Source organism: Blastococcus sp. LR1 (assembly GCF_020166105.1).
GTDB lineage: Bacteria > Actinomycetota > Actinomycetes > Mycobacteriales > Geodermatophilaceae > Blastococcus.
Genome location: NZ_JAIUJY010000004.1, coordinates 357621 through 380871 on the forward strand (window position 1 = coordinate 357621; position 23251 = coordinate 380871).

General features: G+C 74.3%; 25 protein-coding genes and 1 pseudogene. 22 read left to right on the plus strand and 4 right to left on the minus strand.

The features are described from left to right. The first annotated feature begins 52 nt into the window (after positions 1-52). From LBW97_RS13660 to LBW97_RS13705, 10 genes are all read left to right on the plus strand, one after another. The gene (locus LBW97_RS13660; protein WP_224499916.1) at positions 53-1597 is read left to right on the plus strand and encodes a uroporphyrinogen-III synthase; all 1545 of its coding nucleotides are present in this window, start codon (positions 53-55) and stop codon (positions 1595-1597) included. Then, on the plus strand, positions 1594-2607 hold the full coding sequence (gene hemB, locus LBW97_RS13665; RefSeq protein WP_224499917.1) for a porphobilinogen synthase: 1014 nt from the start codon (positions 1594-1596) through the stop codon (positions 2605-2607). The genes LBW97_RS13660 and hemB overlap by 4 nt, the downstream gene beginning before the upstream one ends. A gap of 4 nt (positions 2608-2611) precedes the next feature. Further along, positions 2612-3082, plus strand: a complete 471-nt coding sequence (locus tag LBW97_RS13670; RefSeq protein WP_224499918.1) for a hypothetical protein — start codon at positions 2612-2614, stop codon at positions 3080-3082. Beyond that, complete coding sequence (gene hemL, locus LBW97_RS13675; RefSeq protein ID WP_224499919.1) at positions 3079-4452, plus strand: glutamate-1-semialdehyde 2,1-aminomutase; 1374 nt, start codon at positions 3079-3081, stop codon at positions 4450-4452. Before LBW97_RS13670 ends, hemL begins: the two co-directional genes overlap by 4 nt. Further along, complete coding sequence (locus LBW97_RS13680) at positions 4449-5084, plus strand: histidine phosphatase family protein (protein WP_224499920.1); 636 nt, start codon at positions 4449-4451, stop codon at positions 5082-5084. The genes hemL and LBW97_RS13680 overlap by 4 nt, the downstream gene beginning before the upstream one ends. After that, a complete protein-coding gene (locus LBW97_RS13685; protein ID WP_224499921.1) occupies positions 5081-5656 on the plus strand; it encodes a TlpA disulfide reductase family protein in 576 nt (191 codons plus the stop codon). Before LBW97_RS13680 ends, LBW97_RS13685 begins: the two co-directional genes overlap by 4 nt. A 1-nt stretch (position 5657) precedes the next feature. Beyond that, positions 5658-6482: a cytochrome c biogenesis CcdA family protein gene (locus LBW97_RS13690; RefSeq protein WP_224499922.1), complete on the plus strand. Its 825-nt coding sequence runs from the start codon at positions 5658-5660 to the stop codon at positions 6480-6482. Beyond that, positions 6479-8104, plus strand: coding sequence for a cytochrome c biogenesis protein ResB (locus LBW97_RS13695; RefSeq protein ID WP_224499923.1), 1626 nt, complete (start codon positions 6479-6481; stop codon positions 8102-8104). The genes LBW97_RS13690 and LBW97_RS13695 overlap by 4 nt, the downstream gene beginning before the upstream one ends. Further along, on the plus strand, positions 8097-9059 hold the full coding sequence (ccsB, locus tag LBW97_RS13700) for a c-type cytochrome biogenesis protein CcsB (RefSeq protein WP_224499924.1): 963 nt from the start codon (positions 8097-8099) through the stop codon (positions 9057-9059). The genes LBW97_RS13695 and ccsB overlap by 8 nt, the downstream gene beginning before the upstream one ends. 190 nt (positions 9060-9249) lie before the next feature. After that, a complete protein-coding gene (locus LBW97_RS13705; protein ID WP_224499925.1) occupies positions 9250-9543 on the plus strand; it encodes a hypothetical protein in 294 nt (97 codons plus the stop codon). A 4-nt stretch (positions 9544-9547) separates the two neighbouring features. Here LBW97_RS13705 and LBW97_RS13710 read toward each other — a convergent pair whose 3' ends face one another. After that, positions 9548-9766 carry a hypothetical protein gene (locus LBW97_RS13710; RefSeq protein WP_224499926.1) on the minus strand — a complete coding sequence of 73 codons (219 nt, stop codon included), beginning with the start codon at positions 9764-9766 and terminating at the stop codon, positions 9548-9550. A gap of 108 nt (positions 9767-9874) precedes the next feature. Between LBW97_RS13710 and LBW97_RS13715 the strand changes: the two genes are divergently transcribed. Then, positions 9875-10303, plus strand: a complete 429-nt coding sequence (locus tag LBW97_RS13715; protein WP_224499927.1) for an Lrp/AsnC family transcriptional regulator — start codon at positions 9875-9877, stop codon at positions 10301-10303. Then, on the plus strand, positions 10296-10601 hold the full coding sequence (locus LBW97_RS13720; RefSeq protein WP_224499928.1) for a DUF4229 domain-containing protein: 306 nt from the start codon (positions 10296-10298) through the stop codon (positions 10599-10601). Before LBW97_RS13715 ends, LBW97_RS13720 begins: the two co-directional genes overlap by 8 nt. Positions 10602-10619: 18 nt before the next feature. On the opposite strand, the gene LBW97_RS13725 is transcribed toward LBW97_RS13720, so the two are convergent. Both LBW97_RS13725 and menE read right to left on the minus strand, forming a co-directional pair. Beyond that, entirely contained in the window at positions 10620-11489 is an 870-nt protein-coding gene (locus LBW97_RS13725; protein WP_224499929.1) for a 1,4-dihydroxy-2-naphthoate polyprenyltransferase, read from the minus strand. Next, on the minus strand, positions 11489-12622 hold the full coding sequence (menE, locus tag LBW97_RS13730; RefSeq protein WP_224499930.1) for an o-succinylbenzoate--CoA ligase: 1134 nt from the start codon (positions 12620-12622) through the stop codon (positions 11489-11491). The genes LBW97_RS13725 and menE overlap by 1 nt, the downstream gene beginning before the upstream one ends. A gap of 41 nt (positions 12623-12663) precedes the next feature. Here menE and LBW97_RS13735 point away from each other — a divergent pair, with 41 nt between their 5' ends. The 3 genes from LBW97_RS13735 (at position 12664) to LBW97_RS13745 (ending at position 15564) form a co-directional block, all read left to right on the plus strand. Further along, the gene (locus LBW97_RS13735; RefSeq protein ID WP_224499931.1) at positions 12664-13632 is read left to right on the plus strand and encodes an o-succinylbenzoate synthase; all 969 of its coding nucleotides are present in this window, start codon (positions 12664-12666) and stop codon (positions 13630-13632) included. After that, complete coding sequence (gene menD, locus LBW97_RS13740; protein ID WP_224499932.1) at positions 13629-15302, plus strand: 2-succinyl-5-enolpyruvyl-6-hydroxy-3-cyclohexene-1-carboxylic-acid synthase; 1674 nt, start codon at positions 13629-13631, stop codon at positions 15300-15302. Before LBW97_RS13735 ends, menD begins: the two co-directional genes overlap by 4 nt. A 112-nt stretch (positions 15303-15414) precedes the next feature. After that, positions 15415-15564, plus strand: a complete 150-nt coding sequence (locus LBW97_RS13745; protein ID WP_224499933.1) for a hypothetical protein — start codon at positions 15415-15417, stop codon at positions 15562-15564. 13 nt (positions 15565-15577) lie between these two features. Here the strand turns inward: LBW97_RS13745 and LBW97_RS13750 are convergent, their stop codons facing one another. Further along, positions 15578-16837 carry an isochorismate synthase MenF gene (locus tag LBW97_RS13750; protein ID WP_224499934.1) on the minus strand — a complete coding sequence of 420 codons (1260 nt, stop codon included), beginning with the start codon at positions 16835-16837 and terminating at the stop codon, positions 15578-15580. 35 nt (positions 16838-16872) lie between these two features. Here LBW97_RS13750 and LBW97_RS13755 point away from each other — a divergent pair, with 35 nt between their 5' ends. From LBW97_RS13755 to nuoE, 7 genes and pseudogenes are all read left to right on the plus strand, one after another. Beyond that, entirely contained in the window at positions 16873-17592 is a 720-nt protein-coding gene (locus LBW97_RS13755; RefSeq protein ID WP_224499935.1) for a demethylmenaquinone methyltransferase, read from the plus strand. Positions 17593-17746: 154 nt separating this feature from the next. Beyond that, on the plus strand, positions 17747-19033 hold the full coding sequence (locus LBW97_RS13760) for a geranylgeranyl reductase family protein (protein ID WP_224499936.1): 1287 nt from the start codon (positions 17747-17749) through the stop codon (positions 19031-19033). Positions 19034-19134: 101 nt separating this feature from the next. Then, positions 19135-19497, plus strand: coding sequence for an NADH-quinone oxidoreductase subunit A (locus tag LBW97_RS13765; protein WP_224499937.1), 363 nt, complete (start codon positions 19135-19137; stop codon positions 19495-19497). A 13-nt stretch (positions 19498-19510) separates the two neighbouring features. Further along, positions 19511-20062, plus strand: a pseudogene (locus LBW97_RS13770) (NADH-quinone oxidoreductase subunit B family protein); the annotation flags it as partial. A gap of 113 nt (positions 20063-20175) precedes the next feature. Then, the gene (locus LBW97_RS13775; protein ID WP_224499938.1) at positions 20176-20928 is read left to right on the plus strand and encodes an NADH-quinone oxidoreductase subunit C; all 753 of its coding nucleotides are present in this window, start codon (positions 20176-20178) and stop codon (positions 20926-20928) included. Then, positions 20925-22247: an NADH-quinone oxidoreductase subunit D gene (locus tag LBW97_RS13780; RefSeq protein ID WP_224499939.1), complete on the plus strand. Its 1323-nt coding sequence runs from the start codon at positions 20925-20927 to the stop codon at positions 22245-22247. Before LBW97_RS13775 ends, LBW97_RS13780 begins: the two co-directional genes overlap by 4 nt. Next, complete coding sequence (nuoE, locus tag LBW97_RS13785; RefSeq protein WP_224499940.1) at positions 22244-23251, plus strand: NADH-quinone oxidoreductase subunit NuoE; 1008 nt, start codon at positions 22244-22246, stop codon at positions 23249-23251. The genes LBW97_RS13780 and nuoE overlap by 4 nt, the downstream gene beginning before the upstream one ends.

The following is a 23251-nucleotide window of genomic DNA, read 5'->3' on the forward strand; positions in this document are numbered from 1 at the left end:
CCCGGGCCATGACAGACGCCCGAGCAATTCGGGCCAGGATCAGGAGCACGCGATGACGCGCTTCCGCAAGACCACAGGCCAGTCGGGCCGGGTCGTGTTCGTCGGAGCCGGACCCGGTGACCCCGGCATGCTCACCGCCCGCGCGACCGCAGCGCTGGCGGAGGCTGCCGTGGTGCTCGTCGACCCCGACGTGGCAGCGCCCCTCCAGGACGCCGTCCGCGAGGCGAACCCGGACACCGAGCTCACGCCGGTCTCCGGCGAGCCCGCCGACATCGCCAAGGGCGCCGTCGCCGCCGCGAAGAACGGCTCGGTCGTCGTCCGGCTGGTCGTCGGTGACCCCTACACCTCCGACGAGGTGATCAAGGAGGTCCTCTCGGTCGCCCGGACCTCGATCCCCTTCGACGTCGTGCCCGGCGTCGCGCCGTCGACCGCGGTCCCGGCCTTCGCCGGTGTCGCCATGGGCAGCACCAGCGTGAGCGCCGACCTGCGCAGCGGCGTCGACCTCACCGCCCTGGCCGGCGCCACCGCGGCGACCGGCGGGACGCTGGTCCTGCAGGGCACGGCCGAGGAGCTCCCGGACGCCGCCGCGCGGCTGATCGAGGGCGGCCTGTCCGGCAGCACGCCGGTCGTCGTCACCCTCGGCGGCTCGGGCACCGGCCAGAAGAGCGTCGTCGCCAAGCTCGCCGCCGTGGCGGAGAAGACCGCCGGCCTCGACCCGCTCAGCGGAGCCGTCGTCGCCACGATCGGCTCGGTCGTCGACAAGCGCGCCCGCATGTCCTGGTGGGAGAGCCGGCCGCTGTTCGGCTGGCGGGTCCTGGTGCCGCGCACCAAGGACCAGGCCGGCGACATGAGCGACCGGCTGCGCGCCTACGGCGCCGTGCCGGTCGAGGTGCCGACGATCGCCGTCGAGCCGCCCCGCAGCCCCGCGCAGATGGACCGCGCCATCAAGGGCCTGGTCACCGGCCGCTACGGCTGGATCGTCTTCACCTCGGTGAACGCGGTGCGCGCCGTCCGCGAGAAGTTCGTCGAGCTCGGCCTGGACGCCCGCGCCTTCGCCGGTGTCAAGGTCGCCTGCGTCGGCGAGCAGACCGCCCAGGCGGTCCGCGACTTCGGCATCGTGCCCGAGCTGGTGCCCTCCGGCGAGCAGTCCAGCAACGGCCTGCTGGCCGACTTCCCGGAGTACGACGACGTCCTCGACCCGATCAACCGGGTGCTGCTGCCCCGGGCCGACATCGCGACCGAGACCCTCGCCGCCGGCCTGGTCGAGCGCGGCTGGGAGATCGACGACGTCACCGCCTACCGCACCGTCCGGGCGGCCCCGCCGGCCGCGACGGTCCGCGAGGCGATCAAGGGCGGCGGGTTCGACGCGGTGTGCTTCACCTCGTCCAGCACCGTCCGCAACCTGGTCGGCATCGCCGGCAAGCCGCACGCCAAGACCGTCGTCGCGGTGATCGGCCCCGCCACCGCCGCCAGCGCCCAGGAGTTCGGCCTGCGGGTGGACGTCCAGCCGGAGACGGCGGCCGTCGCGCCGCTGGTCGACGCGCTGGCGGAGTACGCGCTGTCGCTGCGCGAGGCGGCGGAGGACGAGGGCAAGTGAGTGCCGACGGCGCTGGGGCGGGCGGGGCGAGTCGTGGCTTCGCGCGCGGGCGCCGGCTGCGGTCGACGCCCGCGCTCCGGCGGCTGACCGCGCAGACCCGGGTGGCTCCGGCCGACCTGGTGCTGCCGGTCTTCGTCAAGGAGGGCATCGACTCGCCGGTCCCGATCGGCTCGATGCCCGGCGTCGTCCAGCACTCGCACGGCTCGCTCCGGAAGGCGGCCGCCGAGGCGGCCGAGGCCGGGATCGGCGGGCTGATGCTCTTCGGCATCCCGTCGGAGAAGGACCCCGTGGGGTCCCAGGCCGACGCCGCCGACGGCGTGGTGAACAAGGCGCTGCAGAACCTGCGGGCCGACCTGGGTGACGAGCTCGTGCTCATGGCCGACCTGTGCCTGTGCGAGTACACCGACCACGGGCACTGCGGGATCGTCACGCCGGCCGGCGTGGTCGACAACGACCCGACGCTGGACCGGTACGCCGCGGTGGCCATCGCGCAGGCCCGGGCAGGCGCCCACCTGGTCGCCCCCAGCGGGATGATGGACGGCCAGGTCGCCGCCATCCGCGCGGGCCTGGACAGCGCCGCCTTCACCGAGGTGCCGATCCTGGCCTACGCCGCCAAGTACGCGTCGGGCTTCTACGGCCCGTTCCGCGAGGCGGCCGAGGGTGCTCCGCAGTTCGGTGACCGGTCGACGTACCAGATGGACCCGCCCAACGCCGACGAGGCGCTGCGCGAGGTGGCGCAGGACCTCGCCGAGGGTGCCGACGCCGTCATGGTCAAGCCGGCGTTGCCCTACCTCGACATCGTCCGCCAGGTCGCCGACGCGGTGCAGGTGCCGGTGAGCGCGTACCAGGTCAGCGGCGAGTACGCGATGGTCGAGGCGGCCGCCGCCAACGGCTGGATCGATCGCGAGCGCGCCATCCTGGAGACCCTCACCGCCATCCGGCGGGCCGGGGCCGGCCAGGTGCTCACCTACTGGGCCGTCGAGGCCGCCCGGCTGCTCGCCCGCGGCTGACCCGATGACCGCGCCGGGGGAGGGCTACGTCGAGCGGGGTGGCTCCTGGCGTCCGGCGTGGGTCGCCGGCGGGTTCGCGGCGCTGTGCGTCGTCCTCGAGCTGGTGCTCCCCGGGCCGGACCTGCCGTTGTTCGCCTGGGCCGCGCTGGCCGTGGTGGTCGTCATCTCGACCTCCGGCAGTCTGGCCGGGCGCCGGCTCTTCACGGTGCGCGTCGAGGGGGCCGGCGACGGGAGCACGCTGAGCGTCGGCCGCGAGCGGGTGGCGCTGACCGAGGTCGACGCCGACCACCTGCGGGCGCTCGAGTCGGGGGTCGACGCGGGCGCCCCGGTGCTCGGCGGCGCCTGGTCGATCCCGAAGGGGAGCACCGGGTTGCCGCTGAAGCTGGCGGACGGGCGGACCGTGCTCGTTCCCACACGGGACCCGGACGCCCTGCGGGCAGCGTTGCTCACCGCGAAGGGGACACTGGAACCGTGACCTCGCCGGACAGCTCGCCCTTCCCCTACGAGGCGCCGGTGTCGGCCGGCCTCTTCGCCCGTGGCCAGGAGATCACCCCCGGCGGCGTGAACTCCCCGGTCCGCGCGTTCCAGGCCGTCGGCGGCACGCCGCGGTTCATGGTGGAGGCCTCCGGCCCCTGGATCACCGACGCCGACGGCCGCCGGTACGTGGACCTGGTCAGCTCCTGGGGGCCGATGCTCCTGGGCCACGCGCACCCCGCCGTCGTCGACGCCGTCGCCTCAGCCGCCCGCCGCGGGCTGTCCTTCGGTGCCCCCACGGAGGGCGAGCTGGAGCTGGCCGAGGAGATCCGCGCCCGGGTCGCCCCGGTCGAGCGGGTACGGCTGGTCAACTCCGGCACCGAGGCGGTGCTGTCCGCCGTCCGGCTGGCGCGCGGCGCCACCGGCCGGCCGCTCCTGGTGAAGTTCGCCGGCAACTACCACGGCCACGTCGACGCGCTGCTCGCCTCCGCGGGCTCCGGCGTCGCCACCCTGGGCCTGCCCGACACCCCCGGCGTGACCACCGGTGCGGCCGCCGACACGATCGTGCTGCCCTACAACGACGTCGCCGCGGTCGAGGCGGTCTTCGCCGAGAAGGGCTCGCAGATCGCCGCGGTCATCAGCGAGGCGGCCGCCGGCAACATGGGCGTCGTCCCCCCGCTGGAGGGCTTCAACGCCGAACTGCGCCGGATCACCGCCGCGCACGGCGCGCTGCTGATCCTGGACGAGGTCATGACCGGCTTCCGCGTCTCCCGGTCCGGTTGGTACGGCCTGGACCCGGTCGAGGCCGACCTCATGACCTTCGGCAAGGTCATGGGCGGCGGGCTGCCCGCCGCCGCCTTCGGTGGTCGCGCGGACCTGATGGCGCACCTCGCGCCGAGCGGGCCGGTCTACCAGGCCGGCACGCTGTCCGGGAACCCGGTCGCGGTGGCCGCCGGGCTGGCCACGCTGCGGAACTGCACCGACGAGGTCTACGCGCACTGCGACGAGGTCTCGGCCGTGCTCCGCGGGGCCGCCTCCGCCGCGCTCTTCGCCGCCGGCGTGCCGCACCGCGTGCAGACGGCCGGCAACATGTTCTCGATCTTCTTCGTGCCCGATGAGCGCCAGGTGCGGAACTACGACGACGCGAGGACCCAGGACGTCGCCCGCTACACCGCCTTCTTCCACGCGCTGCTCGCGCGCGGCGTCTACCTGCCGCCGTCGGCGTTCGAGTCGTGGTTCGTCAACGCGCAGCTCGGCGGCGAGGCCCTCGACCGCGTGCTCGAGGCGCTGCCCGCGGCCGCCCGGGCCGCCGCCGCGGTCTCCGGCGACGGGCAGCCGGCCGACCAGGACCTCTCCGAGGTGAGCTCGTGAGCGAGCAGACCACCGTGCACCTGCTCCGCCACGGCGAGGTGCACAACCCCGGCGGGGTCCTCTACGGCCGGCTGCCCGGCTTCCGGCTCTCCACCGCCGGTGAGGGGATGGCCGAGCGCGCCGCCGCCTGGTTCGCCGGTCACGACGTCACCCATGTCGTGTCCAGCCCGCTGGAGCGGGCGCAGCAGACCGCCCGGCCGCTGGCCGAGGCCACCGGCCTGGAGGTGACGCTCGACGAGCGGACCATCGAGGCCGGGAACGCGTTCGAGGGCATGGCCGTCGCCGGCGGCGCCGGGGTGTTCCGCGCCCCGCGCAACTGGTGGAAGCTGCGCAACCCCTTCCAGCCGTCGTGGGGCGAGCCCTACGTGGAGATCGCCGCGCGGATGATCGCCGCGGTCGAGGCCGCCCGTGACGCCGCCCGCGGGCACGAGGCCGTGCTGGTCAGCCACCAGCTGCCGATCTGGACGACCCGGCTGCACCTCGAGGGCCGGCGGTACCTGCACGACCCGCGGCGCCGGGAGTGCGCGCTGGCAAGCGTCACGTCGATCACCTACGACGGCGACCGGCTGCGCGGCATCTCCTACGCCGAGCCCGCCGGCGCCACCGATCCGGATGCGGTGCCAGGGGCATGAGGAGAGCCGCACTCGCCCTGCTGGCCGGGGTCCTGCTCACCGGCTGCTCCACCGGAGCCGACGCCGTCGACGTCAACAACGGTGGGCAGTTCCGCTACGTCGCGGGCACCCCGCGCGGGGAGGTGATCCCCCCCGAGGAGCGGGCCTCGGCCCCGGAGTTCTCCGGCACGCTGCTGGGCGGCGGGGAGTTCGTCTCCACCGAGCTCGACGGCGACGTCGCCGTGCTCAACTTCTGGGGCTCCTGGTGCCCGCCCTGCCGGGTGGAGACGCCGGAGTTCCAGGAGGTCTACGCCGACGTCCGCGACGAGGGCGTGGAGTTCGTGGGCATCAACGTGAAGGAGACCAGCGACCAGTTCGCGGTCGCCTTCGTCGAGAAGTTCGGCATCGAGTTCCCGTCGGTCTACGACCCCCGCGGCGAGGTGGCCCTCGCTTTCCGGGACTACCCGGCGACCGCGATCCCGTCGACCATCGTGCTCGACCGCGAGGGGCGGGTCGCCGCCGTCTACACCGCGGAGGTGTCGCAGGAGGACCTGCGCAGCACCCTGGACCTCGTGCTGGCGGAAGGGGCCTGACGTGGGGGAGACCTTCGCCGGCCTGGTCACCGACGGCCCGCTGCTCGTCGCGGCTGCCGTCGCCGCGCTGGTCGGACTGATCAGCTTCGCCTCGCCCTGCGTGCTGCCGCTGGTGCCCGGCTACCTCTCCTACGTCGCCGGCCTGGTCGGGGCAGGGGCCCGGGAGACCGCGCCGGCTGCCCCCGCCGGTGCCATGGCCGGGGCCACCGCGACGGCGGTCCGGGTCGACGAGCGCTCGCCGCGCGGGCGCATGGTGCTCGGCTCGGTGCTCTTCGTCCTCGGGTTCACCGCTGTCTTCGTGGCGATCAGCACCGCGTTCGGCGGACTGGGGCGGCTGCTGCTCGTGCACAACGAGACCATCACCCGGGTCATGGGCGTGGTCACGGTCCTCGTCGGCCTGGGCTTCCTCGGCTGGCTGCCGCTCCTCCAGCGCACCAAGCGGCTGAGCATGCGGCCCTCCGTCGGCCTGGCCGGTGCACCCCTGCTCGGCGTCGTCTTCGGCCTGGGGTGGACGCCGTGCCTCGGCCCGACGCTGGCCGCCGTGCAGAACCTCGCCTTCGCCGAGGCGACCGCCGGCCGCGGCGCGATCCTCGGCCTCGCCTACTGCCTGGGGCTCGGGGTGCCGTTCGTGCTGGTCGCGCTGGGCGCCCGCTGGGCCGTGGGCGCGACGACGTTCCTCCGGCGGCACGCGCAGGCGGTCACCCGGTTCGGCGGCGCCGTGCTCGTCGTCGTCGGCCTGCTCCTGGTCACCGGCGCGTGGACCGAGATGATGGAGTGGCTGCGCTCGTGGCTGGCCTCGGCCGGGTTCCTGGAGACGTCGCTGTGAGCACCGCGGCCCCCGCGCGGCCGGCGACCCCGCCCTCGCCGCAGTCGAAGCCCTCGGCCGGTCGCCGGGTCGGCGGGTTCCTGCTGCGGTCGTGGCGCCGGCTCACCGCGATGCGCACCGCGATCATCCTGCTGTTCCTGCTGGCGCTGGCGGCGGTCCCCGGCTCGCTGCTGCCCCAGCGCTCGCTGTCTCAGACCAACGTCAACGGCTACTTCGCCGACCACCCGGACCTCGCGCCGGTGCTGGACGACCTGTACCTGTTCGACGTCTTCAGCTCGCCGTGGTTCGCCGCGATCTACCTGCTGCTGTTCATCTCCCTCATCGGATGCGTGCTGCCCCGCGCCGCCGAGCACTTCCGGTCGCTCCGCACCCCACCGCCGGCGGCGCCGCGGAACCTGCTGCGGCTGCCCGACTCCGGCCGGCTGGAGAGCCCGCTGGAGCCCGCTGCCGCCCTCGACGCGATCGAGGAGGAGCTGCGGGTTCGCCGCTTCCGCGTCGTCCGCCGCGACGGCGTGCGCGGCCCCGAGGTGTCGGCGGAGAAGGGCTACCTCAAGGAGACCGGGAACCTGCTGTTCCACCTCTCGCTGCTCGCGCTCCTGCTGGGGCTCGCCGGCGGGAAGATGTGGGGCTACGAGGGCAGCATCCTGGTCACCGAGGGGCAGGGCTTCTGCAACTCGTTCCAGCAGTACGACACCTACTCGCAGGGCCCGCTGGTCGATTCCGGCGACCTCAGCTCCATGTGCGTCGACCTGGACCAGTTCCGGGCCGAGTACGAGGAGAACCTCACCGCCTCGTCGTTCACCGCCGACATCCGCTACGGCGATCCGCAGGGCGAGGAGCGGAAGACGACGATCGGCGTCAACGAGCCGCTGCGCATCGACGGCGACCGCGTCTACGTCACCGGCCACGGCTTCAGCCCGACGTTCTCCGTGGAGCTGCCCGACGGCACCGCCTTCACCGACGTCTCGGCGCCGTTCCTCCCCACCGACCAGCGGACGCTGGCCAGCGAGGGCGCACTGAAGCTTCCCGACCTCGGTGCCGGCCAGGACGACCAGCTCGCCCTGGAGGGCTTCTTCGCCCCCACCGGGCTGATGCAGGGCGGCGTGCTCACCTCGGTCGACCCGCGTCCGCTCGCCCCGCAGGTCGCGGTCATCGCCTACCGCGGCTACCTCGGCCTGGACTCGGGCCTGCCGCAGTCGGTGTACTCGCTGGACCAGAGCCAGATCGAGCGCGGCCGGCTCACCGAGGTCGGGGCGGCGAACCTGTCAGTGGGGGAGTCGCTGGAGCTGCCCGACGGCACCCGCGTCACCTTCAGCGGCTACAAGGAGTTCGCTGCGCTGCAGTACTCGCACGACCCCGGCCAGCTGTGGGTGCTGGCGGCGTCGATCGCGCTGCTCGGCGGGCTCCTCGGCCTGCTCCTGCTGCGCCGGGAACGGGTCTTCGCCCGTGCCGAGCCGCTCCCAGGGAGGGGCGGTACCGTCCTGACGCTGGCCTCGCTCACCCGCGGTGGCGGCGAGAGCGGATCGCGGTTCACCGCGCTGTCCGACGAACTCCAGGGAGCGCTCACCGAGGCCGCGTCCCGCACCGCACCGTCCGACCCGGAGGTCTCCCCGCGTGACTGACTCCTCGCTCGCCGAGCTGTCGAACACCCTCTTCTCCGTGAGCGTCGCGCTCTACTCGCTGGCCCTGGTCGCCTTCTGCGCGGAGCTGGCCTTCGGCCGCCGCCGGGAGCGGGCCCAGGAGTCCGTGGGCGCCGCCGCGGGTGGCGGTGGTGGCGTCGCGCTGGCCGACCGTCCGGCTGCCCCGGAGGTTCCGGCGGAGACCGCCCGTGGCAACCGTTGGGGCCTCGTGGCCCTCGGCGTGACGGTGCTGGGAGCGCTCACGCACGCGGGTGTCCTGCTCACCCGGGGCCTGGCCGCCGACCGGCTGCCCTGGGGCAACATGTACGAGTTCGCGACCGCGGTCGTGCTCGTCGCCGTGGTCGCCTTCGTCGCGTTCGCCGTGCGGTCGCCGGGCCTGCGGCACATCGGCGTCTTCATGATGGCCCCGGTGATCCTCAGCCTCGTCGCGATCGGGCTGGGCCTCTACACCGAGGCCGCCCCGGTCGTCGCGGCCCTGCGGTCCTACTGGCTGGCCATCCACGTGACCGCCGCCATCCTGGGCTTCGGCATCTTCATGGTCAGCGGCATCGCCAGCGTCCTGTACCTGGTGCGGTCGCGGCCGGGCGCCGAGTCGGGCACCGGCTTCGTCTCCCGGCTGCCCTCGGCCGCCGCGCTCGACCGCCTGGCGCACCGCACGGCGGTCTTCGGCTTCCCGATCTGGACCTTCGCGGTCATCGCCGGCGCCATCTGGGCCGAAGCCGCCTGGGGCCGGTTCTGGGGATGGGACCCGAAGGAGACCTGGTCCTTCGTGGCCTGGGTCGTCTACGCGGCCTACCTGCACGCCCGCACGACGGCAGGCTGGCGCGGGCGCCCGGCGGCGTGGGTCAACGTCGTCGGCCTGGCCGTCATGATCTTCAACCTGACGTTCGTCAACATGGTCTCCACCGGGCTGCACAGCTACGCCGGTCTGGACTGACCTCCGCTCGTCCGGGCTGGTGCCGCGGCACCCCGTCCGGGCGAGGAGCGCGCCACCCCGTCCGGGCGAAAAGCGCGCCACCCCATCCGGGCGAAAAGCGCGCCAGGGACCGGTCACCATGTCCGACGTCCGTGCTTCCATGCCCCCATGGAGTGCGCGAAGCGTGGACGGATCGCCGCGGTGGTGCGGCATGGGTAGGCACACCGCGGCCGACGGCGCCTCGGCGGACCCGCTCGTGGCGGCCGCTCTCGCGCAGCGCCCGGCAGCGGGCACGGGTGCGCACCACGGCATCGATCAGGCGTCGTCCGGCGAGGGCGGTCTCGGCTGGCCGACCGCGCCCGAGTCACCCGAACCCGGCGACGGCGGGCTGGGCTGGCCCGGCGGGGGATCCGGGAACGGGACCGAGGACTCGGCCGCCGTGCCCGAGGACGACGCCCGACCGCGCCGCGGCTGGCGACGGATCTTCGGGGCGTCGGCCGCCTGAACCGCTAGGCGGGGGAGCCGTCGTCCCTGCGGACCTGACGGCCCAGTTCGCGGAGGAACTCCGGATCGTCGTCCGGTGCGAGCGGACGCGCACGGCCCTGCGGCGGGCGCGGAGCCCGTCGCGGGCGGCCGGAGCCGCGGCTCGGGTCACCCGAGTTCGCTGCGGCACGGACCACCACCAGCAGCACGACCACCGCTGCCACGAGCACAACCAGGAACACCACGGTCCCACCCCCTCGTCGAACTCCAGCGTACGTGCGCCGGGGATACTGGGGGGCGACGATCGGGCGCAGCCCGCTCGCGACGCGAGGACGGAGAGCTCCATCGACGCCGTGGACCGGCAGCTGATCGACCTGCTGCGCGCCAACGGCCGCGCCAGCTACGCCGAGCTCGCCCGCCAGGTGGGCCTCTCCTCGCCGGCGGTGCACGAGCGGGTGGGCAAGCTGGAGACGGCCGGCGTCATCACCGGCTACCGCGCCGACGTCGACCCGGGCTCCGTGGGCCTCGACGTCACGGCGCTGATCGGTGTCATCGAGAGCGACTCGGTGGACGACACCGGCCTGGAGGCCGCGATGCGCGAGGTCCCGGGCATCGAGGACTGCTGGCGCGTCGCCGGGAGCGAGGGCTACGTGCTCAAGGTGCGAGTGACCGACATCCCGGCACTCGAGGCCACCGTCAACGCGTTGAACCGGATCAGAGGGGTGGCACGCACCCGGACGACGGTCGTCCTGTCGACCAAGTGGGAGGGCCGTCATGGCTGAGCAGAACAACCCGACGAATCCTGGGGCGCCCGCCGCCCGGCCCAAGGTGCTGCCCTGGCTGCTGATCTACGTGTTCGGGCGCTTCGGCATCGCCGCGCTGCTGGTGCTGATCCTCTGGCAGGTCGGTCTCGGCAGCTTCCCCGGGCTGCTCTTCGGCCTGCTGCTGTCGATGCCGGTGTCGTACCTGCTGCTGCGCCCCTCGCGCGACCGGCTGACCGAGGCGCTCGTCGCCCGGTCCGACGAGAAGCGGGCGGCCAAGGAGGACCTGCGCGACCGGCTCAGCGGCGGCGAGCGCTGACCCTCGGCCGAGGCGGGTTCAGCTGAGCGCCAGCCCGGCGCCCAGCAGGACGCCGGTGGCCAGCGTGACCTTGCCGGTCGCCCCCAGCGCCGCGATGAGCTGCGGCCCGCGCCCGCCGCTCAGCACGGTCCGCGACGGCGGCACGGCCAGCGGCGCGGCCAGCAGGCCGAGCAGCGCCCAGGGCCGCTCGATGCCGACGGCCGCGATCACCGCGAAGGCGACGACGAAGAGGCCGACGAACAGGTACCGGGTCGCCCGGTCGCCGAGCAGCACGGCGAGCGTGCGCTTGCCGACCTCGGCGTCGCCGGCCAGGTCGCGCAGGTTGTTGACGACCAGGATCGCCACGATCAGCAGCCCGATCGGCACGGACACCGCCCAGGCCAGGCCCTCGACGCTCCGCGTCTGCACGTAGGTCGTACCCACGACGGCGACCGGCCCGAAGAAGACGAAGACGAACACCTCGCCCAGCGCCCGGTAGCCGTAGGGCAGCGGGCCGCCGGTGTACGTCCAGGCCGCGGCGATGCACACCGCGCCGACGAGAACCAGCCACCAGCTCGACAGCGCCGCCAGCCCGAGCCCGGAGACGCCGGCGACGCCGAAGGAGAGCAGCGCCGCGACGAGCACCTGCGAAGCCGGTGCCGCGCCGGAGCCGACCAGCCGCATGGGGCCGACGCGGTCGGCGTCGGTGCCGCGCTTGCCGTCGGAGTAGTCGTTGGCGTAGTTCACGCCCACCTGCAGCGCGAGGGCCACCAGCAGCGCGAGCAGTGCCGGGCCGAGCCGGAACCCGTCGAGCGCGACGGCGGCGCCGGTGCCCACGAGGACGGGGGCGAGCGCCGCGGGGAGCGTGCGGGGGCGGGCGCCGGCCAGCCACTGGGCGGGGGTGGCCATCAGACCTCCGGGGTGCGGGCCGCGACGGCGCGGCGGTCGGGCTTGCCGGTGTGCAGGGTGGGAACGGCCTCGACCAGGTGCAGCTCCCGGAGGGCCGCCGCCGCGCCGAGCCGGTCGGCCGTCCAGGCGCGCAGCTCGGTCAGCTCCGGCGTGCTCCCGGTCGCCGGGACGACGGCGGCGACGACCCGCTGCCCCCATTCCGGATCGGTCCGCCCGAAGACGACGGCGTCGGCGACGGCCGGGTGCTCGCGCAGCACGGCCTCGACCGCGGCGGGGGCGACGTTCACCCCGCCGGAGATGACGACGTCGTCCAGCCTGCCGTGCACGGTGAGCCGGCCGTCCTCGAGCGTGCCGGCGTCCCGGGTGCGGAACCAGCCGTCGGCGAATGCCGCCGCAGTGCCCTCGGGGTCGCCGCGGTAGCCGTGCGCGAGCGTCGGCCCGGCCAGCTCCACGCCTCCACCGCCGGGTCCTGCGGGCCCGTCCGCGATCTGGACCCGCACGCCGTCGAGCGGCCGCCCGTCGTAGACGCAGCCGCCCGCGGTCTCGGTCATCCCGTACGTGGTGACGACGGCGACCCCCTCGGCCCGGGCGCGGTCGAGGACCGCCGGGTCGGTCGCCGCGCCGCCGACCAGGATCGCGTCGAAGGCGCGCAGCGCGTCGGGCTCGGTGTCCAGCCAGCGGCGGAGCTGGGTGGGGACCATCGAGGTGTAGCGGCGGTCGCCGTCCGGCATGCGGGCGACGGCCTCGGTGAGCGTGCCGGTGAGCCGGGTCGGCGTGCGCCCGGCGAGCAGCGCCCGGCAGATCACCTGGAGGCCGGCGATGGCGGAGACGGGCAGGGCCAGCAGCCAGCTGCCGGGGCCGCCGATCCGGTCGAGGGTGGCCGACCCCGAGGCGCGCAGCGCATCGGCGGAGAGCAGCACGCCGCGGCCGCCACCGGTGGAGCCGGAGGTGACGACGACGAGGTCGGTGCCCGGCTCCAGCGGCTCGTCGGAGCGGAGCACCGCGCGGGCGGCGTCGACGACTGCCGGAGGGCCGGCGGGGAGGACCGCCAGCGGGCGCTCGCCGTCCAGGGCGGCGCGGACGTCGTCGTCGGAGAGCTCGGCGGCCGGCACCAGGTTCAGCCGCTTCCCCACGAGGGGCAAGCCTACGGCGCTGCCGAACTACGCTGATCACCGTGACCGCCCTCGCTACCGCCGCGTCGGCGGCGGGGATCACCGAGCTGGCGGTGTACGAGGTGCCGCTGCGCACCCGCTTCCGCGGCATCGACGTCCGCGACGGCGTGCTCGTGCGCGGCCCGGCGGGCTGGGGTGAGTTCTCCCCGTTCTGGGACTACGACGCCGCCGAGAGCCGCCGCTGGTGGGCCGCCGCGGTCGAGGCCGCCGTCGACGGCTGGCCCGCGCCGCTGCGCGACTCGGTGCCGGTGAACGTGACGGTGCCGGCGGTCGACGCCGGCCGCGCGCACGCGATCGTCGCCGCCTCGGGCTGCCGCACCGCCAAGGTGAAGGTGGCCGAGCCCGGGCAGACCGCTGCCGACGACCTGGCCCGGGTCGAGGCGGTGCGCGACGCGCTCGGGCGCGCCGGTGCGATCCGGGTGGACGCCAACGCCGCCTGGGACGTCGACACCGCGGTCGAGCGGATCCGGTCGCTGGACGCCGCGGTCGGCCTGGAGTACGTCGAGCAGCCGTGCGCGACCCTGGACGAGCTGGCCGCGCTGCGCCGCCGGATCGACGTGCGGATCGCCGTCGACGAGGGGGTACGGCGCTCGGCCGACCCGCTGCGGGTGGACCTGCGCGAGGCCGGCGACGTCGTCGTCCTCAAGGTGCAGCCGCTGGGCGGGGTGCGGGCCGCGCTGCGGGTGGCCGAGGCGCACGGTCTGCCGTGCGTCGTCTCCTCGGCGCTGGAGAGCTCGGTGGGGATCGCCGCCGGGGTGGCGCTGGCCGCCGCCCTGCCCGAACTGCCCTTCGCCTGCGGGCTGGCCACCGTTGCGCTGTTCACCGGCGACGTGACGTCGTCCCCGCTCCTGCCGGTCGACGGCGCCCTGCCGGTGACCCGCCCCGAGCCCGACCGGCTGGCCGTCCTGGCTGCCGCTGACGGCACCGCCGCCCGCTGGCGGGCCCGGATCGACGAGGTGCTCGCCGCGTGAACCCCTCCACCGCCTTCGCGCGGGTGCTGGTCGACGAACTGGTCCGCGGAGGCGTGACCGACGCCGTCCTGGCGCCCGGCTCCCGCTCGGCCCCCGTCGCGCTGGCCCTCGCGGCCGCCGAGCGCGACGGCCGGCTGCGGCTGCACGTGCGCATCGACGAGCGGACGGCGTCCTTCCTGGCGCTCGGGCTGGCCAAGGCGTCCGGGCGGCCGGTGCCGGTGCTGACGACCTCGGGGACGGCGACCGCGCACCTGCACGCCGCCGTGCTCGAGGCGCACGAGAGCGGAGTGCCGCTGCTGGCGCTCACCGCCGACCGGCCGCCGGAGCTGCGGGCCACCGGGGCGAACCAGACGATCGAGCAGGCCGGGCTCTACGGCGGCGCGGTGCGCTGGGCGGTCGACGTCGGAGTGCCGGAGGCCGGCCGCGAGGAGGCGCAGAACCGCTACTGGCGCTCGCTGGTGTCCAAGGCGCTGGCCAGCGCCTCGGGCGCGCTCTCCGGGGATCCCGGGCCGGTGCACCTGAACCTGGCCCTGCGCGAGCCACTGATGCCCGACGACGACGGTGCGGACCTGGCCACGCCCTTCACCGGCCGGGCGGACGGCGCCCCCTGGACCGCGGCGCAACGTGCACCCGGCTACGCGGCCACGGCGCACCGGCTGCCGCCGCGGACACTGGTCGTGGCCGGCGACGGCGCGGCGCAGGTCGTCGTGGACGGTCTCGACGAGGCATTCCCCTGGCCGGTCGTCGGGGAGCCCAGCAGCGGCGCCTGGGGGCGGGCGGTCCGCGGCGGCGTGCTGCTGCTCGGTGCCCGCGACTGGCTGGCCGACCACCGCCCGGAGCACGTGCTGGTGCTCGGCCGCCCGACGCTCTCCCGGCCGGTCAACGCGCTGCTGGCCGATCCGGCGGTCACCGTCGAGACGGTCAGCGCCTCGCCCCGCTGGGCCGACGCGGTGCGCTCCAGCACCCGGGTCTCACCGCTGTTCGTCCATGCCGAGGGCGAGGTCGACGCGGAGTGGGCGGAGTCCTGGCACGCCGCCGCCGGGCGGGTGGGAGCCGCCGTCGACGCGGCGCTCGACGCCTCGCCCGTGCTCACCGCCGCCCGGCTGGCCCGCGAGGTCGTCGCCGCGCTGCCGTCCGGTGCCCTGTTCGTGCTCGGGTCCTCCACGCCGGTGCGCGACGTCGACCGTCTGGCCGTGCCGCGGGCCGACGTGACCGTGCTCGCCAACCGCGGCGTCGCCGGCATCGACGGCACGATCTCCACCGCCGTCGGGGCGGCGCTGGTGCACGGCGGCCCGGCGTTCGCGCTGATGGGCGATCTGACGTTCCTGCACGACCTCACCGGCATGCTGCTCGGCGAGGGGGAGCGGCGGCCCGACCTGACCGTCGTCGTCCCGGACAACGACGGCGGGGGGATCTTCGCCCAGCTCGAGCCGGGGCAGGACCGCTACGCCGCCGACTACCGGCGGGTATTCGGCACCCCGCACGGCCGCGACCTGGTAGCCGTGGCGGAGTCGCTCGGCTGGGCGGCGTCGCGGGCGTCGTCGTCGGCGGAGCTCACCGACGCGCTCGCGCTGGGCGGCCCCCGGGTCGTCGTCGTCCGGACCGACCAGCGTGCCGAGGCATCGCTGGCGGGCGAGCTGCGCGCCGCGGCGGTGCGGGCGCTCGGCTGAGGCGTCCTGCGGATCTCTTGCGGTTACCGAGCGGGTGCCCTGCGGTTCGCCGTGCAGAGTCCTTCTTGCACGGGGGACGCGCCCCGGCGGGAGCGGTGAGAGGAGTTCGACGATGACCCGGAACGTGCTGGCCTCGTTCCGCCTGATGGCGGGAACGGTGGCGCTCGCGGCTGGGATCGCCGGATTCGCTCTGGGGGACACCGCACCCGCCGGGGCCACCCCGCCCGTGCACACCCCGATCGTGCTGGCCGACGCCGGCTGATCCGCGCGGGGCGTCAGCCCTCGAGAGCGGCCTGGAACGCGGCGAACTTCGACTGCGTCTCGGCGAGCTCCGCGGCCGGGTCGGAGCCCGCGACGATGCCGCAGCCGGCGAACAGCCGCGCTCCGTCGTCGCCCACGAGCTCCGCACAGCGCAGCGCCAGCCCGAACTCGCCGTCGCCGGTCGCGTCCAGCCAGCCCACGGGGCCTGCGTAGCGGCCGCGGTCCATGCCCTCCAGCTCACCGATCAGCGCTGCGGCGTCGGGAGTGGGCGTGCCGCAGACGGCGGCGGTCGGGTGCACGGCGCCCACCAGCTCCAGCAGCCCCGCTCCGGCGGCGCGGCCGCGCTCGGCCTGCCGGCCCACGACGTCGGTGGCCAGGTGCCGCACGTTCGCCAGCGTGAGCAGCTGCGGCTCGATCGGGGAGTCGAGGGTCTCACAGTACGGCTCCAGGGCGCGCACGAGGGAGTCGACGGCGAGCGCGTGCTCGGCGCGGTCCTTGGGCGAGGCCAGCAGCTCGCGGGCCAGGCGCTCGTCCTCGGCGCCCGCGCCGCGCGGAGCGGTGCCGGCCAGCACGCGTGCGGACAGCCGCCGGCCGGTGCGGCGCAGCAGCAGCTCCGGGGTGGCGCCGAGCAGCCCGTCGACGGCGAAGGTCCAGCAGTCGGGGAAGCGCGCGGCCAGCCGCAGCAGCATCCGTCGCGGCTCGAGCGGGACGTCGGAGGAGACGAAGAGATCGCGGGCGAGCACGACCTTGGCCAGCTCACCGGCGTCGATCCGCTGGACGGCTTCGGCGACGGCGGCGCACCAGCTGGCCGGGTCCAGCGCGCCGTCGGCGTACCGGAGGCGGAGCGGCGGGGCGTCGGGCAGGGGGAGGGGAGCGGGGAGCGTCGGAGCGGTGCCGACGGCAGTGATCCAGCCGACGCCGTCGCGCCGTCCGACCACGACCTCGGGAACGACGAAGACCGACGTCCCGGCAGTCGGGTCGAAGGCGATGCTGCCGAAGAGGACCGGGCCCGAGCCGGGGATGCCGAGCTCGTCGTCGACGTCGAGACCGGTGGTGAACTCGTCCCACCAGGCGGCCGCCTGCGCCAGTGCGGAGGGGCCGCTGACCTCGAGCCGGGCGGCTTCACCCCAGCCGACCAGGCCCTCGCCGCGGCGCACCCAGGAGAGCCCCCCGGAGGCCGGGAGGAGGTCGAGCAGGTCGCCGACGGCGTCGGACCGGACCGTGGTGACGGTGCGCGACGCCGCTGCCGGAGAGGTCGGGGCGGCCACGGTCACGAGCCCAGAGTAGGAGGCCTTGTAGCGTCGATGCCGTGGTAGACCGGCGAGAGACCCAGCACACCGCCGGCTCGCGGGCCGATCTGGACAAGAAGCCGGCCGAGGTCGCGGCCATGTTCGACCGGGTCGCGAAGCGCTACGACGTCACCAACACGGTGCTCTCCGGCGGCCTGGACGCCTCCTGGCGGCGGGCCACCCGGGAGGCGCTGGGCGCCTGTCCGGGCCAGACGGTGCTCGACGTCGCGGCCGGTACCGCGGTCTCCACGGTCGAGCTGACCGCCGGCGGCGTGACGGCGATCGCCTGCGACTTCTCCCAGGGGATGCTGCGCGCAGGTGCGGCCCGTCCGGTGCCCAAGGTCGCCGGTGATGCCATGGCGCTGCCGCTGGCCGACGAGAGCGTCGACGGCGTCGTCATCTCCTTCGGCCTGCGGAACGTCGCCGATACCGACGCCGCGCTGCGGGAGTTCCACCGCGTCACCAAGCCCGGTGGCACGCTGGTGGTCTGCGAGTTCTCCAGCCCGACCTGGTCGCCGTTCCGCACGGTCTACACCGAGTACCTGATGAAGGCGCTGCCCCGGATCGCCCGCGCGGTGAGCAGCAACCCGGAGGCCTACGTCTACCTCGCCGAGTCGATCCGCGCCTGGCCCGACCAGCCGGCGCTCGCCTCGCGGCTGCAGGAAGCCGGCTGGGCCGACGTCGCCTGGTCCAACCTCACCGGCGGCATCGTCGCGCTGCACCGTGGCCGCAAGCTCTGACCATCCGGCACGCCGTGAGCCGGACGGATCGACACTCCTCGGCCAGGGGTGTTGTCAGCTAGATCACACCGGGGCCTAGACTCGGGACCGAGCACTTTGTGAACCTTTTCACAAGGTGCCGCCGGGCTCGACGACGGAACCGGGGGTGGCAGCGATGGCGCACGCAGCCGAGCACGACTCCGCCCGAAATCACTCTGCCGACGTCGTCGTGGTCGGCGCTGGGCCCGCCGGGTCGAGCGCTGCCTGGCACCTGGCGCGCAGTGGCGTGGACGTCGCCGTGCTGGAGAAGGCCGAGTTCCCCCGCGAGAAGGTCTGCGGCGACGGGCTGACCCCGCGCGGGGTCAAGGCGCTGCTCGACATGGACGTCGACACCACTGCCCCGGGCTGGGTGCGCCGCCGCGGGCTGCGGGTGCACGGCGGTGGCCGGGTCGCCGAGGTCGACTGGCCGCGGCTGGACTCCTGGCCCGACCACGGCCTGGTGCGCACCCGCAAGGAGATGGACGCGCTGCTGGCCGACCACGCGGTCGCCGCGGGCGCCCGGCTGGTCACCAGCACCACGGTCACCGAGCCGCTGCTGGACGACGACGGCCGCGTGACCGGCGTCCGCGCGGAGCTGGGGGAGGACCGGGAGCCGGTCACCTGGCGCGCTCCGCTGGTCATCTCGGCCGAGGGGCTCTCCGGTCGGCTGGCCAAGAGCCTCGGTCTGCTGCGCCGCACCGACCGGCCGCTCGGCGTCGCACTGCGCCGGTACGTGCGCAGCCGCCGCACCCACGACGACTACCTCGACATCGCCTTCGACCTGACCGTCCAGGGGCCGAGTCGGGACTCCATGCCCGGGTACGGCTGGATCTTCGGGATGGGCGACGGCACGGCCAACGTCGGCTACGGGCTGCTCGACACCCGTCGCGGCACCGGCGCCGACCGCAAGATGATCCTGCGCCGCTGGCTCGACCTCTTCCCCGACGAGGACGGCCTCCGCGAGTCCGACGCCGTCACCCCGCTGCGCGGCGCCGGGCTGCCGATGGCGCTGAGCCGGGGCCCGGCCTGCACCCGCGGGCTGCTGCTGGCCGGAGACAGCGCCGGGACCGTCAACCCGTGCAACGGCGAGGGCATCAGCTACGCCCTGGAGAGCGGGCGGATGGCGGCCGAGGCCGCGATCGAGGCCCTGGTGGCTCCGACGGCCGATGCGCGGGAGGCGGCGCTCCAGCGGTACCCCGAGCGGCTGCGCGACGACGTCGGCCGCCACCACCGCCTCGGCATGGGCTTCCTGGCGCTGCTGGCCCGGCCGGGCGTCGTCAACCTCGCCATGGCCCGGGGGCTGCGCCGTCCCAGGCTCGTCGACGGCGCGCTGCGGCTGATGGGCAACCTGACCGACGGGCGGGACGGCGACGCGGTGGACCGCGCGCTGGCCGTCCTCCTCCGACTCACCCCGGCGGCCTGAGCCATGGCGGCGGGGTGCGGGGTCACGAATCGATACGGCAGGGACTCTCCGTGTCCTCATCGTGACCCGGACGTGACCGAACTCACCCTAGGGTGCTGCTGATGCTCTCGACCTACGTCCCGATCGTCGGGCTCTTCGTCCTGGCTGCCGCGTTCGCGGTGTTCTCGGTCGCGGCGGCGCCCTACATCGGTCCGCGCCGCTACAACCGGGCCAAGCTCGAGCCCTACGAGTGCGGCATCGAGCCGGTCGACCAGCCGCTCACCGGCGGGCGCTTCCCGGTCAAGTACTACCTGACGGCGATGTTGTTCATCGTCTTCGACATCGAGATCGTCTTCCTCTACCCGTGGGCCGTGCACAACGAGGCGCTCGGCGTCTTCGGCCTGGTCGAGATGACGGTCTTCATCGCCACCGTGTTCATCGCCTACGCGTACGTGTGGCGCCGCGGCGGGCTCGAGTGGGACTGACGGGAGTCTGACGATGGGTCTCGAGGAGAAGCTGCCCAGCGGCGTGCTGTTGACCAGCGTGGAGAAGCTGGTCAACTGGACGCGGAAGTCCTCGCTCTGGCCGGCCACGTTCGGGCTGGCCTGCTGCGCGATCGAGATGATGGCCTCGGGCGCCGGCCGGTACGACCTGGCCCGCTTCGGCATGGAGGTCTTCCGGGCCTCGCCGCGCCAGGCCGACCTCATGATCGTCGCCGGCCGGGTGAGCCAGAAGATGGCACCGGTCCTGCGGCAGATCTACGACCAGATGCCCGAGCCGCGCTGGGTGCTCGCGATGGGCGTCTGCGCCAGCTCCGGCGGCATGTTCAACAACTACGCCGTCGTCCAGGGCGTCGACCACATCGTCCCGGTGGACATGTACCTGCCCGGCTGCCCGCCGCGGCCGGAGATGCTGATGGACGCGATCCTCAAGCTGCACCACAAGATCCAGCACGAGCCCCTCGGCGCCAAGCGCGAGAAGCAGCTCGAGCGGCAGCGGCAGGAGGGCACCGCCAAGGACCTGATGGTCGAGATGCCCTCGACGGTGCGCGCGAACAAGGACCTCCGCCGGGCCTACGAGGAGGCGGCCGCGCAGGGCCGCACCGGCCAGTTCGCCGCCGAGCAGCGCGGCGGCAACGCCGTCCTCCTGCCGGAGGAGCGCCGATGAGCAACGACGGCGGATCGAACGTCGTCCCCGGCCGCGAGGAGGCCGGCTACGACGACGCGACAGCGTCCGGCGGCGGCTTCCGGAAGGGCGCGTTCGGCGTCAGCGGCAGCGGTGACACCTCCGGGTTCGGCGGGCTGGTCCGCGTCGAGCCCGGTGGCGCGGTCGCGCTGCACTCCACCGAGCGCCCCTACGGCGGATGGTTCGACGAGGTCACCGACGCGCTGATCGAGGCCGTCGGGCAGGCCACCTACGACGCCGCCGTCCAGCGGGTCCTGGTCGACCGCGGCGAGATCACCTACTTCGTCGCCCGCGAGCACCTGCTCGCCCTCGTGCAGGCGCTGCGCGACGACGAGGCGCTGCGCTTCGAGCTGCTGTCCAGCCTGTCGGCCGTCGACTACCTGGACAGCGGCGGCCCCGCCGTCGACCCGGGGCGGCCGCGGCTGCACGTCGTCTACCACCTGACGTCGATGACCTACCGCCGCCGCATCCGGCTCGAGGTCGCCGTCACCGCCGAGGACCCGCACGTCCCCTCGGTCACGACGACCTACCCGACGGCGGACTGGCACGAGCGGGAGACCTTCGACATGTTCGGGATCGTCTTCGACGGCCACCCGGGCCTCACGCGGATCCTCATGCCGGACGACTGGGACGGCTTCCCGCAGCGCAAGGACTACCCCCTCGGCGGGATCCCGGTCGAGTACCACGACGCGACCATCCCTCCGCCCGACACGAGGAGGGCGTACCGATGACGACCACTCAGGACCCCTACGCCGGCTCCCGGGAGACCACCGAGGGGCGGGTCTACACCGTCACCGGCGGGGACTGGGACGCCACGCTCGGCGCCGATCCGCACGAGAACGAGCGGCTCGTCGTCAACATGGGCCCGCAGCACCCGTCGACCCACGGCGTCCTGCGGCTCGTCCTCGACCTCGAGGGCGAGACGGTGACCAAGGCCCGGGTGGTCATCGGCTACCTGCACACCGGCATCGAGAAGAACACCGAGTACCGCAACTGGGTGCAGGGCACGACCTTCGTGACCCGCATGGACTACCTGGCCCCGCTGTTCAACGAGGCCGGCTACTGCATGGCGGTCGAGAAGCTGCTCGGCATCGAGATCCCGCAGCGCGCCGCCACGATCCGCGTGCTGGTCATGGAGCTCAACCGGATCGCCTCGCACCTGGTCGCCCTGGCCACCTTCGGCATGGAGATGGGTGCCCTCACCGGCATGACCAACGGCTTCCGCGAGCGGGAGATGGTCCTCGACCTGCTCGAGGAGATCACCGGCCTGCGGATGAACCACGCCTACATCCGCCCCGGCGGCCTGGCCCAGGACCTCCCCGAGGGGTCCGTCGAGCACATCCGCGAGTTCCTGAAGGAGATGCCGAAGCGGGTGGCCGACTTCCACCGGCTGCTCACCGGCCAGCCGATCTGGCAGCGCCGGCTCAAGGACGTCGGGTACCTCGACGTGACCGGCTGCCTCGCCCTCGGCATCACGGGCCCGATCCTCCGGGCCGCCGGGCTGCCCTGGGACCTGCGCAAGGTCGAGCCCTACCTCGGCTACGAGACCTACGACTTCGAGGTGCCGACCGCCGACACCAGCGACGCCTGGGGTCGCTACCTGGTGCGGATGTCCGAGGTGAACGAGTCGCTGAAGATCATCGAGCAGGCGCTGGACCGGCTCGAGCCCGGCCCGGTGATGGTGGAGGACCGCAAGATCGCCTGGCCGGCGCAGCTCTCCCTCGGCCCCGACGGCATGGGTAACTCCCACGAGCACGTCGCGCACATCATGGGCCAGTCGATGGAGGCCCTGATCCACCACTTCAAGCTGGTCACCGAGGGCTTCCGGGTGCCGGCCGGTCAGGTCTACGTGCCGATCGAGTCGCCCCGCGGCGAGCTCGGCTACCACGTGGTCAGCGACGGGAGCACCCGTCCGTGGCGGGTCCACGTGCGCGACCCCAGCTTCGTGAACCTGCAGGCCACGGCGGCGATGAGCGAGGGCGGCATGATCGCCGACGTCATCGCGGCCATCGCATCGATCGACCCCGTCATGGGAGGAGTCGACAGGTGAGTGCACTTCCCGGCTCGATCGAGGGCGCGCTGACCACGGGGCTGGACGACAGCCCCGTGCTGCCCGCCCCGGCCGACCTGCCGCCGCTGACCGAGCAGACCCGGCTCGAGGCGCGGGAGATCATCGCCCGCTACCCGGTGCCCCGGTCGGCGCTGCTGCCGATGCTGCACCTGGTGCAGAGCTACCAGGGCTACGTCAGCCCCGAGGGCGTCGCGCTCTGCGCCGAGGAGCTCGGTCTCACCAAGGCCGAGGTCGGCGCGGTCGCGACGTTCTACACGATGTACAAGCGCCGTCCGACCGGCCGGCACATCGTGAGCGTCTGCACGAACACGCTGTGCTCCGTGCTCGGCGGTCAGCGGATCATGGACGCGCTCTCCGCCGACCTCGGCGTCCACCACGACGAGACGGCGGCCGACGGGTCGATCACCCTCGAGCACGCCGAGTGCCTGGCCGCGTGCGACTACGCGCCGGTGGTCACCGTCGACTACGAGTTCTACGACCAGCAGGACGTCGAGAGCGCCCGCGAACTGGTGGCGGCCCTGCGCCGCGGCGAGAAGCCGCACCCCACCCGCGGCGCTCCGCTGACCGACTTCCGCGGCGTCTCCCGGCAGCTCGCCGGCTTCAACCAGTACGAGGACCCGCGCGCGGCCGTCGACGCCCCGGGCAACTACGAGCCCACGCTCATCGGCCTGCGGCTTGCCGAGGAGCGCGGCGAGTCCGCGCCCGCCATGACGACGGGTCCGGAGGACCAGCCGGCCGATGCCGGCGAGCCGCGGGACACCGTCCGGCCCTCCGGGGACACCGGCGAGACCCCGGGCAAGGAGGCCGCCGACGCCCGCGTCGCCGCCGCGGACACCCCCGCGGAGAAGGCCGGCGCGGCCGGCTCCCACCCCGACGCACCCGAACCGTCCGGCCGGTCGCTCGCCGACTCCGACGACGGCACCGACACGCCCGCGGGCTCCGAGCCGGGAACGTCCGGCCAGGGTCCGCAGAGGGAGGCCTGA